Origin of the sequence: Pseudomonas maioricensis, assembly GCF_022790535.1 — a bacterium.
Taxonomy (GTDB): Bacteria; Pseudomonadota; Gammaproteobacteria; order Pseudomonadales; family Pseudomonadaceae; genus Aquipseudomonas; species Aquipseudomonas maioricensis.
The window spans coordinates 113,261-130,358 of the sequence record NZ_LOHG01000012.1 but is presented as its reverse complement, the minus strand read 5'-3'; the positions used below and the strand labels follow the sequence as shown (position 1 = coordinate 130,358).

Annotated in this window: 15 protein-coding genes and 2 tRNA genes; all 17 read left to right on the top strand. The window is 57.7% G+C overall.

The genetic code is table 11. From position 1 onward, the window contains the following. The first annotated feature begins 8 nt into the window (after window positions 1-8). Window positions 9-794, top strand: a complete 786-nt coding sequence (locus tag AUC61_RS18975; RefSeq protein ID WP_243247707.1) for a TatD family hydrolase — start codon at window positions 9-11, stop codon at window positions 792-794. Between the two features lie 496 nt (window positions 795-1,290). After that, window positions 1,291-1,953 carry a TetR/AcrR family transcriptional regulator gene (locus tag AUC61_RS18970; RefSeq protein ID WP_243247706.1) on the top strand — a complete coding sequence of 221 codons (663 nt, stop codon included), beginning with the start codon at window positions 1,291-1,293 and terminating at the stop codon, window positions 1,951-1,953. Between the two features lie 151 nt (window positions 1,954-2,104). Then, entirely contained in the window at window positions 2,105-2,710 is a 606-nt protein-coding gene (locus tag AUC61_RS18965) for a DUF4823 domain-containing protein (protein ID WP_122664931.1), read from the top strand. Between the two features lie 10 nt (window positions 2,711-2,720). Further along, a complete protein-coding gene (locus AUC61_RS18960) occupies window positions 2,721-3,281 on the top strand; it encodes a DUF1285 domain-containing protein (RefSeq protein WP_243247705.1) in 561 nt (186 codons plus the stop codon). An 80-nt stretch (window positions 3,282-3,361) separates the two neighbouring features. Further along, window positions 3,362-4,372: an aspartate-semialdehyde dehydrogenase gene (locus AUC61_RS18955; protein WP_243247704.1), complete on the top strand. Its 1,011-nt coding sequence runs from the start codon at window positions 3,362-3,364 to the stop codon at window positions 4,370-4,372. A 115-nt stretch (window positions 4,373-4,487) separates the two neighbouring features. Next, complete coding sequence (locus AUC61_RS18950; RefSeq protein ID WP_243247703.1) at window positions 4,488-7,304, top strand: motility hub landmark protein FimV; 2,817 nt, start codon at window positions 4,488-4,490, stop codon at window positions 7,302-7,304. A gap of 156 nt (window positions 7,305-7,460) precedes the next feature. Beyond that, complete coding sequence (gene truA, locus AUC61_RS18945) at window positions 7,461-8,285, top strand: tRNA pseudouridine(38-40) synthase TruA (protein ID WP_243247761.1); 825 nt, start codon at window positions 7,461-7,463, stop codon at window positions 8,283-8,285. Between the two features lie 60 nt (window positions 8,286-8,345). Next, window positions 8,346-8,966, top strand: a complete 621-nt coding sequence (locus tag AUC61_RS18940; protein ID WP_243247702.1) for a phosphoribosylanthranilate isomerase — start codon at window positions 8,346-8,348, stop codon at window positions 8,964-8,966. 275 nt (window positions 8,967-9,241) lie between these two features. Beyond that, entirely contained in the window at window positions 9,242-10,162 is a 921-nt protein-coding gene (gene accD / locus AUC61_RS18935) for an acetyl-CoA carboxylase, carboxyltransferase subunit beta (protein WP_243247701.1), read from the top strand. Continuing rightward, complete coding sequence (gene folC / locus AUC61_RS18930) at window positions 10,159-11,466, top strand: bifunctional tetrahydrofolate synthase/dihydrofolate synthase (RefSeq protein WP_243247700.1); 1,308 nt, start codon at window positions 10,159-10,161, stop codon at window positions 11,464-11,466. Before accD ends, folC begins: the two co-directional genes overlap by 4 nt. Further along, window positions 11,450-12,115, top strand: coding sequence for an SPOR domain-containing protein (locus AUC61_RS18925; protein WP_243247699.1), 666 nt, complete (start codon window positions 11,450-11,452; stop codon window positions 12,113-12,115). The genes folC and AUC61_RS18925 overlap by 17 nt, the downstream gene beginning before the upstream one ends. Before the next feature lie 328 nt (window positions 12,116-12,443). After that, complete coding sequence (locus AUC61_RS18920; RefSeq protein WP_243247698.1) at window positions 12,444-13,031, top strand: CvpA family protein; 588 nt, start codon at window positions 12,444-12,446, stop codon at window positions 13,029-13,031. Window positions 13,032-13,043: 12 nt separating this feature from the next. Then, window positions 13,044-14,552: an amidophosphoribosyltransferase gene (gene purF, locus AUC61_RS18915; RefSeq protein ID WP_111755670.1), complete on the top strand. Its 1,509-nt coding sequence runs from the start codon at window positions 13,044-13,046 to the stop codon at window positions 14,550-14,552. An 18-nt stretch (window positions 14,553-14,570) separates the two neighbouring features. Then, window positions 14,571-15,782 (top strand): O-succinylhomoserine sulfhydrylase, encoded by a 1,212-nt coding sequence (locus AUC61_RS18910; RefSeq protein ID WP_243247697.1) that lies wholly within the window; start codon window positions 14,571-14,573, stop codon window positions 15,780-15,782. Between the two features lie 11 nt (window positions 15,783-15,793). Next, window positions 15,794-16,558 carry an SDR family oxidoreductase gene (locus AUC61_RS18905; RefSeq protein ID WP_243247696.1) on the top strand — a complete coding sequence of 255 codons (765 nt, stop codon included), beginning with the start codon at window positions 15,794-15,796 and terminating at the stop codon, window positions 16,556-16,558. Window positions 16,559-16,761: 203 nt separating this feature from the next. Next, a tRNA-Val gene (locus AUC61_RS18900) sits at window positions 16,762-16,837 on the top strand. 56 nt (window positions 16,838-16,893) lie between these two features. After that, window positions 16,894-16,970: transfer RNA gene (locus AUC61_RS18895), tRNA-Asp, on the top strand. Window positions 16,971-17,098: the final 128 nt, after the last annotated feature.

The window sequence follows — 17,098 nt, the reverse complement described above, 5'->3', positions numbered from 1 at the left end:
TTTATTTCATGCTTGTAGATTCCCATTGCCACCTTGACCGCCTCGACCTCGCCGAACATTCCGGTTCACTGGATGCTGCCCTTGAGGCTGCCCGGGGGCGTGGTGTCGGGCATTTTCTGTGCATTGGCGTCAGCGCCGACAATGCGGGTGCGGTCAAGGCGCTCGCCGAGCGCTATGAAGATGTCGATTGTTCGGTGGGTATTCATCCGCTGGACCTGACGCCAGGTGAAACGCCAGCCCTGGACTGGTTGCTCAAGGAGCTGGATCACCCGCGAGTCGTCGCCATCGGCGAAACCGGGCTGGATTATCATTACGAGCCTGAGGCAGCAGAACTTCAGCAGGCGTCTTTCCGGTTGCACCTTCAAGCGGCGAACATCACCGGCAAACCCGTCATTGTTCATACTCGCGGCGCACGTGCCGATACGTTGAACCTGTTGCGTGAAGCCGCTCTGCCCCAAGGCGGTGTGTTGCACTGTTTTACCGAAGACTGGGAGATGGCCAAGGCCGCGCTCGACCTGGGTTTCTACATTTCTCTTTCGGGCATCGTCACTTTTCGCAATGCGGATGCGCTACGTGATGTGGCGCGTCAGGTGCCTGCAGATCGGTTACTGGTTGAAACGGACTCACCGTATCTCGCGCCAATTCCTTATCGCGGCAAACCAAACCTGCCGCAGTACGTTCGAGAAGTCGCCGAGTTTCTGGCGATGCTGCGCGGCGAGTCCTATGAGCAGTTTGCTGAAATGACAACGGCTAACTTTGCTCGCCTGTTTCCGCTGGCCCATCTCAAGGGTTGATAGATTACAGGCAAAAAAAACCCGGGTTCTGGGGGGTGAATCCGGGTTAAGACCATTAGGAGTAAAACAAAGGTGCGCTATCCATCGGCACCTTTATCGGCGCGCCACTTGGGGGAGATGTCGCGCCAACGAACTAAGTATTGGTCAGGATCGCAAGGCGTCCAGTCGCTTCTGTACGTTTTTTAAACAGATTTGGAATAGCGCCAGGGTTCTTGAGTCCGTTTTGCATTCACCTTATCGTCCGATGCGCCCAGACCAAGCTCAGCTCCCGCATGAGATCAGACCTTTGTGGGAGCCGAGCTTGGTCTGGGCCGCATCCGGACGATAAGATCGACTCCGCTCTTTGCTCAGAGTGAAACTCAAGATTGTCTGACAGTCTTCGTCCGAAACTGGCTTTCCACGCATTTAGCGAACCCTGGTTGGATGATCCGTGCAATTTCGCGCAAGTTAGGCATAATACCGAGCTTCGATTTTGAGCCGTGCAGACCTTCTCAATATGCAAAAAGAACCTCGTAAGGTCCGTGAGTTTCGCCGCCGTGAGCAGGAAATTCTCGACACCGCGCTTAAGTTGTTCCTCGACGAGGGCGAAGACAGCGTTACTGTCGAGATGATTGCGGATGCCGTGGGCATTGGTAAAGGCACCATCTACAAACACTTCAAATCCAAGGCTGAAATCTATCTGCGCCTGATGCTCGACTATGAGCGGGATTTGAACGAGTTGCTGCATTCGGCGGATCTGGAAAAAGACAAAGAGTCGCTGTCGCGCGCCTACTTCGAGTTCCGCATGCGCGACCCGCAGCGTTATCGTCTGTTTGATCGCCTCGAAGAGAAGGTTGTCAAAGGCAATCAGGTACCTGAGCTGGTTGAGGAACTGCACAAGATCCGTGCCTCCAACTTCGAGCACCTGACACTGTTGATCAAAGGGCGGATCAACGAAGGCAAACTCGAAGACGTACCTCCCTATTTTCACTATTGCGCCGCCTGGGCTCTGGTGCATGGCGCTGTTGCGCTGTATCACTCGCCGTTCTGGAGCAATGTGCTGGAAGATCAGGAGGGCTTTTTCCAGTTCCTGATGGATATCGGGGTGCGCATGGGTAACAAGCGCAAGCGCGATAGTGACGTGCCTGTTGATCCGAAAGCGGACCCTGCAGGCCAGTAATCAGCGTCGACACAGCCTCAATCGAGTGAAAAGATCAGGCGCTTTTTATCTTCAAGCCCGCATTATTCAGCTTTCGGGTGCTGTCTGGCTCGGAAGCTGCATCCGACGACCATTCGCCGGTTTTCCGTCACCGGCATCTGGGAGGGGAATAATGCGTAGCCTGGTTCTGTTACTGGCGCTGTTGGCGTTGAGTGGTTGCATGAAAGTCAGTGATCTGGCTCAAGGCGCCAAGGATCAACTGAGTGATGCCGGGGTTCTCGATCATGGCGAAACCCGCCGTATCGGCAACTGGCGTATACAGGCCGATTCATTCATCTACATCGCCCAAGGCGCGTTCGTGCCGCCTAACTCCAGCCCCAGTCCCAAACAGAATGTTGTGGCGGAAGAAGCCTTTAATGGCTTCGTTGAATACTTTCCCATGGTCCGTCGCGCCCGTGCACCGCTTGGGCTGGACGAGGCAATGACCGAGGCTCGTGGTTTCGGTGCCCACTACTTGCTCTACACTCGTTTTGCCAAGGCTGACGATCGTATCGGCAATACCGATGAATGGTCTGACCAGGAAGCGCTGGATCGACTGGGTATTGATAATGGTGTGATCCAGATCATGCTGATCGAAACCAGCACTCGCTACCTGATTGATACGGCGCGTATCCGTATCCGTGGCGGATTGCTGACGTTCTACGACAATAAACCAGAAGATTTGCTCGGCCCGCCGCTTGAGGAATACGCTCGTAGCCTGTTGGGTCTGAGCCGCTAAGGAGCAAGCAATGACCGGTCCGGGCAAGGCCAATGATCTGTTGGCGCAGATCCCCACGAGCAAAGGGCTGCCGCCTGTTCATCTGTGGAATCCGGATTTCTGCGGCGATATCGATATGCGTATCGCCCGGGACGGCACCTGGTATTACCTGGGGACGCCGATTGGTCGCAAACCGATGGTCCGGTTGTTTTCCACCATCATGCGCCGGGACGGTGATGATTATTTCCTGATTACTCCGGTAGAAAAGGTCCGTATCCGTGTCGACGATGCGCCTTTTGTGGCGATCAGTCTGACCGTTGAAGGGGAGGGCGAGCATCAGAGCCTGCGTTTCTCTACCAATGTTGACGATGAGACCGAAGCGGGGCCTGAGCATCCGCTACGGGTGCTGATTGATCCACAGACCGAGGAACCCGCACCTTATGTTCACGTGCGGGCCAATCTGGAGGCCTTGATCCATCGCAATGTGTTCTACCAGTTGGTAGAGCTGGCGGTCCCCCGTGACATCGACGGTCAGCGCTGGCTGGGTGTCTGGAGTCGCGGGGAGTTCTTTCCCATAGGCCTTGAGCCATGAATCGATAAGTAGCCCTGTCAATTGCCTGCTTTGTACTCGGCGGTTAAAGTGCCGCTCCCCGTTTTACCTGAGGTTTTTGCATGAATCAGTCCTTTGATATTGCCGTCATCGGCGCCACCGGTACTGTCGGCGAAACCATCGTCCAGATTCTCGAAGAGCGTGACTTCCCTGTTGCGCAATTGCATTTGCTGGCCAGCATTGAGTCGGCCGGTCACTCCGTGCCTTTCAGGGGCAAAAATGTGCGGGTGCGTGAGGTCGATGAGTTCGATTTCAGCAAGGCGCAGGTGGCTTTCTTTGCTGCCGGTCCGGCAGTGACCCGCAGCTATGCTGCACGTGCAACGGCGGCCGGGTGCTCGGTTGTCGATCTGTCTGGCGGGTTGTCCCCGGACGAAGCGCCAAATGTTATTCCCGAAATCAATGGCGCACTGATCGAGTCATACGGTAAGCCGTTTCAAGTAGGCAGCCCAAGTCCGTCCGGGGCAGCGCTGGCGCTGACATTGACGCCGTTGCTGGCTGTTCTGGATATCCAGCGGGTCAACGTCACCGCGTGTCTGGCGGTGTCCAGTCAGGGCCGTGAAGGCGTTGCTGAGTTGGCGCGCCAGACCACCGAGTTGCTCAATGTCCGCCCGCTGGAGCCGCGCTTTTTTGATCGGCAAATGGCCTTTAATCTGCTGGCTCAAGTGGGCGCTCCGGATGCTGAGGGGCATGTGCCGCTGGAAAAGCGTTTGGTCGCGGAGTTGCGAGAGTTGCTGGCTCTGCCTTTACTGAAGGTTTCCGCTGCGAGCGTGCAGGCGCCGGTGTTCTTTGGCGACAGCTTCACGGTTTCGCTGGAAACGGCGGCACCTGTCGACCTTGTAGCCGTCAACAAGGCGTTGGATTCGGCGGCCGGGATTGAGCTGGTTGAAGTGGGCGATTACCCGACTGCAGTCGGTGATGCTGTAGGGCAGGACGTTGTTTATGTAGGACGCGTTCGGAGCGGAATCGACGATCCTTGTCAGTTAAATCTGTGGGTCACGTCGGATAATGTACGCAAAGGTGCCGCTCTCAACGCTGTGCAGGTCGCTGAATTGTTGATAAAAGACTATGTGTAAAAGATACTTGGCTTCAATTTGAAGAATCATTCTAGCCAGGCGTGTCCTCCAAGCACCTGAGATGAGTACTTTTTACCTCTCGGATGCCGAGGAATTTTTTAACAAGGGATGGGCTATGGTTCAGGTTCGCAAACTGGTTTTAGCAATTGCTGCGGCTTCGGCGCTGTCATCTGGAATGGCGCATGCGCTGGGGCTTGGGGAATTGTCGGTCAAGTCGACCCTGAACCAGCCGCTGGTAGCTGAAATCGAATTGACGGAAGCGCAGGGCCTGAATGCCTCGCAAGTCGTGCCAAGTCTGGCGACGACCGCCGATTTCGCTCAGGCCGGGGTTACCCGTCAGGCGTTTCTCAGCGATCTCACGTTTACGCCGGTGATCAATGCCAGTGGCAAGAGTGTTTTGCGTATCACCTCCAGCAGGCCGGTACGTGAACCCTTCGTAAAATTCCTCGTTCAGGTGCTCTGGCCAAATGGTCGGCTGCTGCGCGAGTACAGCTTGCTGCTTGATCCGCCTAAATATTCTCCGGAAGCGGCGGCTGCAGCGGCTGCTTCGGCACCGGCTGCCACTCCCCAGACGCAGTTGCCTTCGACGGCGCCGACTGCCGAGCAGCCTGCGGCTCCGGCACCCACACCTGAAACTCAGGCGCCAAGTGCTCCGGCACCTGCTGCGGAAGCCAATGCCAAGCCTGCTCTATACACCACCAGCAATAACGACACGCTGTGGGAAATTGCCGAGAAAAATCGCAACGGCGGTACCGTGCAGCAGACGATGCTGGCCATTCAGGCGCTGAATCCTGATGCGTTCATCGGCGGCAATATCAACCGCCTGAAGAAAGGTCAGGTATTGCGACTGCCGACGCCATCGCAGTCGACCACTATGCCTCAGCCTCAAGCGATCACTGAAGTCGCTGCGCAGAATCAGGCGTGGCGTCAGGGGCGCAGAACCTCAACCGGCGCTCGCCAGGTAGATGCAACCCGGCGAGATCGTGCCGGAGCGGCACCCTCCCGCGTTGAAGCAGGCGATAACCTGAGCCTCGTTTCAGCAGGATCGAACGCTGCGGGTAAAGGCTCGGCAACTGAAAAAGAATTAAGCAACAAGCTGGCCGTGGCTCAGGAAAACCTGGACACCGCACGTCGTGATAACGCGGAACTCAAAAGCCGCATGAACGACCTGCAAAGTCAGCTCGACAAAATGCAGCGTCTGATCCAGCTGAAAAGCGATCAACTCGCTAAAATGCAGGCTGCCGGAGGTGTTGTTCCTCCCGCAACTCCAGCTGCGACTCCTGCTGATTCGGCCATGCCGGCAGCCGTAGTGGCCCCTCCAGGCAGCCCTGAAGCCGCCGCCAAACCACCAGGTGAAATCGCGCCAGAAGATGCGCTGCCAGCGGGGGCCGCTCAGGTCACCGCGCCCGGCGCAGACCAGCCGTTGGCCGTTGAACCGGTGGTTGAGCCAGAATCCGACGCGGATAACGCATTCAAACAGTTGCTCAGCAATCCGGTAGTGCTTGGCATCATCGGTGGCGCTGTGGTGCTGTTCCTGCTTCTGCTGATGTTGTTCCTGGCTCGCCGTCGTAACGCCAAGGCCGAAGCCGAGAAGCACAAGCGTATGGCGCGTGCACTGGCTGAAGAGTCGGATTTCGTTTCCGATATGGATATGGAGTTGCCGCAAGCCAGCTTCGAAGGTCTGGGTGTTGCTTCGCCTAACGTGGCAATGGCGCCGCCGGGCCCTGCTGGTGGTTCAAAAGAGCGTCCTGCCGATCCGTTGGTTCAGGCTGAAATTCATATCGCTTACGGCCGTATGAATCAGGCAGTTGAATTGCTGGAAGAGGCGGTAAAGGAAGATCCGGCTCGCGATGATATCCGTCTGAAACTGATGGAAATCTACGCAGAGCAAGGCAACACCAAAGCCTTTGCGGTGCATGAGCGCAAAGTGGTGGCACGGGGAAAGCATCAAGCTGAGGTCGAGCAGCTAAAGAGTCGTTACCCGACCATGGTTACCGCAGCTGTTGTGGCTGCGGCGGCAACAGCCACTGCGGCTGCAGTGGCTGCTGAGCTGGATGCGAAATACGTTGAAGAGCTGCTGCTTGATGAAGATGGGCCGCAGCCTCCGGTTCTGGAAGTGCAACCAGAACCTGTGTTTGAACCGGAGCCACAGCCAGAGCTGGAACCAGAACCGGTCGCTGTTGCTCCAGCTGAGGAAGCCGTTGTTCCGCCTGTCGATGACTTCGAGCATGATTTCGATCTGAGTCTCGATGATCTGGAGCAAGCCTCACCCGAGCACGTGGTTGATCTGAGCGCGCCGGCTGATGTAGCTGATTTTGAGCTGGATGCACCGACGGTAGCCGCTGAAGAAGAGCCGAGCTTTGAATCGCTGTTGAAGCAGCAGACTGAAGCGCCTGTTGCCAGTGCGTCTGATGATCTGGCTGATTTCGATCTGGATCTGGCCGAGGACGAGCCTGCGCTGACCACGGAAGATGACTTCCTGCTCAGTCTGGACAGTGAGCCTCTGGATCTGGGAGAAGCGACTCCTGTTGTGGAGCCTGAGCCAGAGCACGATCTGGACTTGCCGGATGATTTCGATTTGTCGCTGTCGGACGAAATTGAATCCGATCCTGCTGCTCAGGCGTTTGCTTCCGAGATCGACGACGTAAACGCCGAGCTGGAGCGTTTGTCGCAGAATCTTGAGCATCCGCCTATGGCCGAGCCTTTCGAATCGCCAAGCTTCACGGCTGATGACATGGCTGCGATGGATGACGAGCCGGAGTTCGATTTCCTGGCAGGCACCGATGAAGCCGCTACCAAACTCGATCTGGCGCGCGCCTACATCGAGATGGGCGATAGCGACGGCGCTCGCGACATCCTTGATGAGGTTGTCTCCGAAGGTGATGACGGTCAGAAGACCGAGGCGCGTGACATGCTCTCTCGTCTTGCCTGATCTGACCCAGCTGTACTGCAACGGCCGCTAATGCGGCCGTTTGCATTTATGGCGTCGGGCACGTGGCGTCTTTTTTCGACGGCCCTATAATGGCCGCCATTTTGCAATCCGACAGGCTTTTACCTCTTGGCGAACATAGATAACCCGGCTGCCGAAATGGCTGCCGAAGGCTTTTCCCGAATAGCGCTCGGCGTCGAGTACAAGGGCTCGCGCTATTCGGGATGGCAGCGTCAGGCCTCTGGAGTGCTGACCGTTCAGGAAACCCTCGAAGACGCCTTGTCGAAAGTCGCCGACTCGCCGGTGTCTTTGATGTGCGCCGGTCGAACCGACGCCGGTGTGCATGCCTGTGGGCAGGTCGTGCATTTCGATACCCAGGCTCAGCGCTCAATGAAGGCCTGGGTGATGGGCGCGAATATCAACTTGCCCCATGACATCAGTGTCAGTTGGGCCAAGGTGATGCCCGCTGATTTCCATGCCCGCTTCAAGGCCATCGCACGACGCTATCGCTACGTCATCTACAACGATCAGATTCGCCCGGCGCATCTGAATCAGGAAATCACCTGGAACCATCGTCCGCTGGACGTCGAGCGTATGGCCCAGGCGGCGCAGTACCTGGTGGGGACTCATGATTTCAGTGCCTTTCGTGCCGGGCAGTGTCAGGCCAAGTCGCCGATCAAACAGTTGCATCATCTGCGGGTCACGCAGCACGGCAAGATGATCGTCATCGATGTGCGTGCCAATGCGTTTCTGCACCACATGGTGCGTAACATTGCTGGCGTGCTGATGACTATCGGGGCGGGGGAGCGTCCGGTTGAATGGGCCAGTGAAGTGCTGGAGAGCAAGGTTCGTCGCACCGGAGGGGTTACGGCTCATCCGTTCGGGCTGTATCTGGTGCAGGTTGAGTACCGCGACGAGTTCCCATTGCCCGAGCGCTATATCGGGCCGCACTTTCTCACAGGCTTCTCGGAACTTGACGGCTGACGCCTGTAACAGCATTTGTTAACATCCGGCCTTTCCCGAAAGGCTTGAGGTTTTCTTTACATGTCAGCCGTTCGCAGCAAGATCTGCGGGATTACCCGCATAGAAGATGCATTGGCTGCCGTTGAGGCGGGTGCCGATGCCATCGGCTTTGTGTTTTACGCTAAAAGCCCTAGAGCGGTCAGTGTTCAGCAGGCGCGGGCAATCATTGCAGCGTTGCCGCCGTTTATCAGCACGGTCGGCCTGTTCGTCAATGCCAGTCGTTGTGAACTCAACGAAACCCTGGATGCAGTGCCGCTGGACATGTTGCAGTTCCATGGTGATGAGACGCCCGAGCAGTGCGACGGCTATCATCGTCCGTTCATCAAGGCGTTGCGGGTGCAGGCTGGTGACGACATCGCTGCCAGTTGCCGTTTGTACTCAAGGGCCAGCGGTATCCTGCTTGACACGTTCGTCGCGGGTGTTCCGGGTGGTACTGGCGAAACTTTCGACTGGGCGCTGATCCCGAGCGGTCTGGAAAAGCCGATTATTCTGGCCGGTGGCCTGACCTCGGCCAACGTGGCTCAGGCTATTACCCAGGTCCGGCCGTACGCGGTGGACGTCAGTGGCGGGGTGGAGAAGAGCCGCGGCATCAAGGATCATGACAAGATTCGCGCGTTCATGAGCGCGGTGCACGGCTGCTGATGGCGGTTCGATGTGACGGGTTTTCGTCGGCCACCGTCCATAACCCTGTCTGTACGACAGGCAGACATCCCGGATATGCGGGCAGTTTTTTACGGGTGAGGTTCGAATGGTCTCGCCACGGTTGTTGAATCACGATTGAAGCTGTGCACCAGGCTGGGCACGCCATGTGACAGCCTCAGGCAAGCAGCTTCAAGTCATTTACGAATTAGTTAAAGGGCATGCGCAGGGTGCTGAATCACCCGGCGTTCGAGCCACCGGTACTGGAGAAATAAAGCATGAGCAACTGGTTGGTAGACAAACTGATCCCTTCGATCATGCGTTCCGAGGTCAAGAAAAGCTCGGTTCCTGAAGGCCTCTGGCATAAATGCCCATCCTGCGAAGCGGTGCTTTATCGTCCAGAGCTGGAAAAGACCCTGGACGTTTGCCCCAAGTGCAACCACCACATGCGTATCGGCGCTCGTGCTCGTCTGGATATCTTTCTGGATGAAGAGGGCCGTTCCGAGATCGGCGCTGAACTGGAGCCGGTTGACCGTCTCAAGTTCCGCGACAGCAAGAAGTATAAGGATCGCCTGGTTGGTGCACAGAAGCAGACCGGCGAAAAAGACGCGCTGATTTCCATGAGCGGCTCGCTGCTGGGTATGCCGGTTGTGGTGTCTGCCTTCGAATTCTCCTTCATGGGTGGTTCGATGGGCGCCATTGTCGGCGAGCGTTTTGTTCAGGCTGCCAACTATGCGCTGGAAAAACGCTGCCCGATGATCTGCTTCGCCGCTTCCGGCGGTGCGCGCATGCAGGAAGCGCTGATCTCGCTGATGCAGATGGCCAAGACCTCGGCCGTACTGGCCCGTCTTCGTGAAGAAGGCCTGCCGTTCATTTCCGTGCTCACCGATCCGGTTTACGGTGGTGTTTCCGCGAGTCTGGCCATGCTGGGTGACGTTATCGTCGCCGAGCCAAAGGCACTGATCGGTTTCGCCGGGCCTCGTGTTATCGAACAGACCGTTCGTGAAAAACTGCCAGAAGGTTTCCAGCGCAGCGAGTTCCTGCTGGAGCACGGTGCAATCGACATGATCATTCATCGTCAGGAACTGCGTCAGCGTCTGGGCAACTTGCTGGCACAGATGATGAACCTGCCGACGCCGAAGTTCGTCGCTCCGGTTCTGGAACCTGTAATCGTTCCTCCGGCGCCAGCCAACGTATGACGCCAGGATCCCTGGGCGACTGGCTCGCCTATCTTGAGCAGTTGCATCCATCTGCCATTGATATGGGGTTGGACAGGTCGCGTCAGGTTGCGCAGCAATTAGGCCTGACCCGGCCGGCGCCCAGGGTGATTACGGTAACAGGCACCAACGGCAAGGGTTCGACCTGTGCCTTTTTGGCTTCTTTGCTCCGTGCTCAGGGCCTTAAAGTCGGTGTCTACAGCTCTCCGCATTTGCTGCGCTACAACGAGCGTGTACAGGTGCAGGCCGTTGAGGCGACTGATCTTGAACTTTGCGATGCGTTCGCGGCTGTAGAGGCTGCCCGTGGCGATGTCACGCTGACCTATTTCGAAATGGGTACGCTGGCAGCCTTCTGGTTGTTCGAGCAGGCAGCGCTTGATGTGGCAGTGCTTGAGGTCGGCCTCGGTGGTCGTCTCGATGCCGTCAACCTCATTGATGCCGATCTTGCGGTTGTGACCAGTATCGGTGTTGATCATGCGGACTGGCTGGGTGATACCCGCGAGTCTGTTGCGTTCGAGAAAGCCGGTATCTTTCGTGACGGTTGTCCGGTGCTGTGCGGCGATCTCGATCCTCCCGCGCCGCTGCTTGATCAGGCTCGAAAACTCAGTTGTCCACTGATGCTGCGTGGACGTGAGTTCGATCTTTCGATCAATGAACACAGCTGGAGCTGGACGGGGCGCGACGGGCAGGGGCAACCGGTGGCGTTGCGCGACCTGCCGCTGCTCGACCTGCCCATGGAAAACGCCGCACTGGCTTTGCAGGCTTATCTACTGCTGGATCTCGCGTGGCAGCCTGAGCAGGTGAGTGCTGCGTTGCTTGATACGCGGATTATAGGGCGCCTGGATCGTCGCTCTTTCAGCTGGCACGGCAAGCGCCTGAACCTGCTGATGGATGTGGGGCATAACCCTCACGCCGCACACTTCCTGGCGCAACGTATGGCTCAACGTCCGGTGGCGGGCAAGCGTCTGGCGGTATTTGGTCTGCTGGCTGATAAAGAGCTGGAAGGTGTCGTTGCGGAGCTGGCTTCCAGCATCAATGATTGGGCGGTTGCGCCGCTTCCGACTTCGCGCAGCCGGTCTGCGGCCGATTTGCAGGTGGCACTACAGAACCTTGGCGCGCACGTGACGTCCTATCAGAGTGTCGCGTTAGCACTGGAAGCCCAATGCGCGCACGCCACAGCCGATGACGAGATTTTGCTGTTCGGGTCTTTTTACTGTGTTGCCGAGGCCCTGGAATGGTTGACCCGGCACGCCATAGAGGAAGCTGCAAATGGCTCTGCTGGATAACGTATTCAAACAGCGTATGGTCGGCGCGCTGGTGCTGATCGCCGTGGCGGTGATCTTCCTGCCGATGCTGTTCACGCGTCAGGACGAAACGCGTCATGTTCAGGTCGATGCGCCTGCTGCGCCGCAAGCGCCCGTGACGCCTCAAGTGCAGGTTCAGCCGGTTCCGGTTCCCGAGCCGCAGGTTCCAACTCAGGAACCTGTCCCTGGCGATGATGAAATAGCGGCGCAAACCCAGGCACCCTCGATGCCGATCGCTCCCGCTCCGCCCGAGGTAAAGCCTGCGACCCCCGCTGCAGCCAAACCGGCTACCAAGCCAGCGACCCCGCCAACTCCGACGCCAGCGCCAGCATCTCCGCCAGCACAAGCGGCTGCCAAACCAGCCACGCCGTCAGGTGTCGACGCGAACGGTCTGTCGGTAAGCTGGTCTGTGCAGTTGGCGAGCATGTCCAATCGGGCTAACGCCGACAATCTGCAGAAAACCCTGCGTACCCAGGGCTATAACGCCTATATCCGTACTGCGGGCGGCGTGAACCGGGTGTTTGTGGGGCCATTGATCGAGCGTGCAGAAGCTGATCGCCTGCGCGATCAACTCGACAAACAGCAGAAGCTCAAGGGCATTGTGGTGCGCTTTCAGCCTGAGCAGGGTTGATGCTTTTCAGATGATTGTATGCCGCCCAGACTGTGTGAAACGTAGCGAGCGACGGCAAGACAAGGCGCAACGAGCGGAGCGAGTAACAGCCGCAGGCTGGCCCGGAGGGTGAGCGGAGCGAATCAAGTAGGCGAAAAACGGCCGGGGTCGCGTCCGACTCTAGTGTTCTAAATGAGCATTTTTCGCCTGCTTTTAACGCAGTATTGCGCGCGTAGCGACGAAGTTGCCCAGCCTGCAGTAGTTTTCACAGCCTGGGCCGGAAATGTCGCTTACCGGCAGGTGAGCGCTCTGCTAAAATGCGCCGCCTTATCTGTTTGCAGGCTCAAACGTGCCCTTTACCCCGGTCGACTGGGCGATCCTCGCGATCGTCGCTATCTCCGCTCTGATCAGTCTCAAGCGCGGCTTCGTCAAGGAAGCCCTGTCGCTGGTGACCTGGATCATTGCAGGTGTTGTCGCCTGGATGTTTGGCGCGGGATTATCAGGTTATTTGGTCAATTACATCGAAACGCCGTCGTTTCGGGTTATTGCGGCCTGTACTATTCTATTTGTCGCCACCTTGCTGGTCGGCGCAATGATCAACTTTCTTATTGGGGAACTGATTCGTGTCACCGGGCTTTCCGGGACCGATCGCTTTCTCGGCATGGTCTTTGGCGCAGCGCGCGGAGGCTTGCTTGTAGTAGTGGCTGTCGGGCTGTTGAGCCTGGGGCCGGTACAACAGGATCAATGGTGGCAGCAATCGAGGTTGGTGCCGCAATTTCTCATGGTCGCTGACTGGTCGAAAAACCTGATTCTCGGGATGTCCAGCAAGTGGCTCGCCAGCGGAGTCAGCGTACCTGCTGAACTGCCGTTCAAGGAACACCTCCTGCCGCCTACAATGCCGCAGGAAGTGCTCGGTAAATCCAGTTCCACTAAGTAGGGGTTGTGTCGCATGTGTGGCATCGTCGGTATCGTCGGTAAGTCGAACGTCAATCAGGCGCTGTATGACGCGCTCACCGTCCTCCAACACCGCGGCCAGGACGCTGCCGGTATCGTAACCAGCCATGATGGCCGGTTATTCCTGCGCAAGGACAACGGCCTCGTTCGTGATGTGTTCCACCAACGCCATATGCAGCGTCTGGTTGGCCACATGGGTATTGGTCATGTGCGCTATCCAACTGCGGGCAGCTCGACTTCGGCCGAAGCCCAGCCGTTTTATGTCAACTCGCCGTATGGCATTACGTTGGCGCACAACGGTAACCTGACCAACGTTGAGCAACTGGCCAAAGAGATTTACGAATCTGACCTGCGCCACGTCAACACCAATTCCGATTCGGAAGTGCTGCTCAACGTTTTTGCCCATGAACTGGCCGTGCGCGGCAAATTGCAGCCGACCGAAGAAGACATTTTCGCGGCAGTCACCGATGTGCATAAGCGCTGCCGTGGCGGTTACGCCGTGGTCGCGATGATCACCGGTTACGGTATCGTCGGTTTCCGGGACCCGGACGCTATTCGTCCGATCGTCTTCGGTCAGCGTCACACCGACGAAGGCGTTGAGTACATGATCGCCTCCGAAAGCGTCTCGCTGGACGTACTGGGTTTCACCCTGATTCGCGACCTGGCACCAGGCGAAGCGGTTTACATCACCGAAGATGGCAAGCTGCACACCCGTCAGTGCGCGACCAATCCAAAGTACGCACCGTGCATCTTCGAACACGTCTACCTGGCGCGTCCGGACTCGATCATCGATGGCATCTCGGTTTACAAGGCGCGTCTGCGCATGGGCGAGAAGCTGGCTGACAAGATCATGCGCGAGCGTCCGGATCACGACATCGACGTGGTTATTCCGATTCCGGACACCAGCCGTACGGCGGCGCTGGAGTTGGCGAATCACCTGGGCGTCAAGTTCCGCGAAGGTTTCGTCAAGAACCGCTACATCGGCCGTACGTTCATCATGCCTGGCCAGGCGGCGCGTAAAAAATCCGTGCGTCAGAAGCTCAACGCCATCGAACTGGAGTTCCGCGGCAAGAACGTCATGCTGGTGGACGATTCCATCGTGCGCGGCACCACTTGCAAGCAGATCATCCAGATGGCCCGTGAAGCCGGTGCCAAGAACGTTTACTTCTGCTCTGCTGCGCCGGCCGTTCGTTACCCGAACGTCTACGGTATCGACATGCCAAGCGCTCACGAACTGATTGCCCACAACCGCACCACGCAGGACGTTGCCGATCTGATCGGTGCCGACTGGTTGATCTATCAGGATCTGAATGACCTGATCGAAGCGGTCAGCGGTAGCAAGAAGATCAAAATCGATAACTTCGATTGCTCGGTCTTCGACGGCAAGTACGTGACCGGTGATATCGACGAGCATTACCTGAACAAGATCGAGCAGGCGCGTAACGACGCCTCCAAGGTCAAGACTCAGGCGGTGAGTGCGATCATCGATCTGTACAACAACTAATTATCAGGGAGAGGGCGCATGACTCAGGAATGGGATGCCGGTCGGCTGGACAGCGACCTTGAAGGCGTAGGTTTCGACACGCTTGCCGTGCGTGCCGGTCAACACCGCACGCCGGAAGGCGAGCATAGCGATCCGCTGTTCTTCACCTCAAGTTATGTGTTCCGTTCAGCCGCCGATGCGGCTGCGCGTTTCGCAGGCGAAGTGCCGGGCAACGTTTACTCGCGCTACACCAACCCGACGGTGCGCTCTTTTGAAGAGCGTATCGCCGCGCTGGAAGGCGCCGAGCAGGCCGTTGCCGCTTCAAGCGGCATGGCCGCGATCATGGCTGTTGTCATGAGCTTTTGCAGCGCTGGCGATCACGTGCTGGTTTCCCGGAGCGTATTCGGCTCGACCATCAGTCTGTTCGAGAAGTACTTCAAGCGTTTTGGCGTTGAAGTGGATTACGTGCCGCTGGCCGAACTGGCTGGCTGGGATGCCGCTATCAAACCCAACACCAAGATGCTGTTTGTTGAATCGCCATCCAATCCTCTTGCGGAACTGGTCGATATCGCCGCTCTGGCAGAAATCGCTCACGCCAAAGGCACCCTGCTGGTAGTCGATAACTGCTTCTGCACACCAGCGCTTCAGCAGCCGCTGGCGCTGGGTGCTGACATGGTGGTGCATTCCGCCACCAAGTTCATTGACGGCCAGGGCCGTTCCATGGGCGGTGTGGTTGCCGGTCGCAGCGAACAGATGAAAGAAGTTGTCGGCTTCCTGCGCACTGCCGGGCCGACGCTGAGCCCGTTCAACGCCTGGATCTTCCTGAAGGGCCTTGAAACCCTGAACCTGCGCATGCGCGCTCACTGTGCCAGTGCTCTTGAGCTGGCACAGTGGCTGGAGCAGCAAGACGGCATCGAGAAGGTGCATTACGCCGGTCTCGAAAGCCATCCGCAACATGCTCTCGCAAAGCGGCAGCAGAAGGCTTTCGGCGCGGTTTTGAGCTTCGAGGTCAAGGGTGGCAAAGAAGGCGCATGGCGCTTCATCGACGCCACCCGGTTGATTTCGATCACCGCTAACCTGGGCGACAGCAAAACCACCATCACGCATCCGAGCACCACGTCCCATGGTCGTCTGGCGCCTCAGGAGCGTGCAGCTGCGGGTATTCGCGACAGTCTGATCCGGGTTGCTGTAGGTCTGGAAGATGTTGCTGACCTGAAAGCGGATCTGGCGCGTGGTCTGGCAGCACTGTGAATGATTGGGTAATGGAAGCCGCCAGCACCAGTAACGGGCGGGTGGCTTTGGTGACGGGTGCAGCTCGCGGGATTGGTCTGGGTATTGCTGCCTGGCTGATTACCGAGGGCTGGCAAGTTGTCCTGGTGGATGTCGATCGTGCGCGTGGCGCTGTGGTTGCCGAGACGCTGGGCGACAACGCCATCTTCATCGCCATGGATGTTGCCAGCGAGGAGCAGGTGGCGGCGGGGGTGGCCGAGGTCATTGGTCAGTTCGGTCGCCTCGATGCACTGGTCTGCAATGCGGCGATCGCCGATCCTCACAACACCACGCTTGAAAGCCTTAGCCTGGCGCACTGGAATCGGGTGTTGGGGATCAATCTCAGCGGCCCGATGCTATTGGCCAAGCACTGCGCTCCGTATTTGCGTGCCCATGCGGGCAGCATCATCAACCTGACGTCAACCCGTGCTCGCCAATCAGAAGCCGATACCGAGGCTTATGCGGCGAGTAAAGGCGGTCTGTTGGCGTTGACGCACTCACTGGCCATCAGTCTCGGGCCAGAGATCCGCGTCAATGCCGTCAGCCCGGGCTGGATCGACGCACGGGACCCTTCCGTGCGGCGCGCCGAGCCGCTCTCGGAGGCTGATCATGCGCAGCACCCGGCGGGCAGGGTAGGGACAGTTGATGATGTGGCTGCAATGGTCGCGTGGCTGCTGTCGCGCAATGCCGGGTTCGTCACGGGGCAAGAGTTCGTCGTGGACGGTGGCATGAGCAAGAAGATGATTTATGTTGAGTAGCGGCAAGCTGTAAGCGACAAGCCGCAAGAGAAAGCAAAAGCGAGCCCACGGGTTCGCTTTTTTGTTTTTGGCTTGGCGCTTGAGGCTTGGCGCTTGAGGCTTGTCGCTAGAATCTGTTTTTTAGCTTATTTTAAAAAAACTTCAAGCAGGGTATTGACTTAGGTTCGTTAGGTGCGTAAATTTCGCGGCCTCAACGAAGCAAAGGGTGATTAGCTCAGCTGGGAGAGCAGCTGCCTTACAAGCAGCGGGTCGGCGGTTCGATCCCGTCATCACCCACCACTTCGTGAGTTTCAAAGTTGAAAACATAGCTACACCGGACGTAAGTCCACCGACAAGCAGCGGTAGTTCAGTCGGTTAGAATACCGGCCTGTCACGCCGGGGGTCGCGGGTTCGAGTCCCGTCCGCTGCGCCATATTTTACGGATCAGATCAGTCTGGTCTGCGATTGAAAAGCTTTAAGGCTTCTCAGTCAGGGTTACAACGAAGCAGGTTCTCGAAAACCTGCTTCAACGATTCAAACGGACGCAAGTCCGAGCGATAC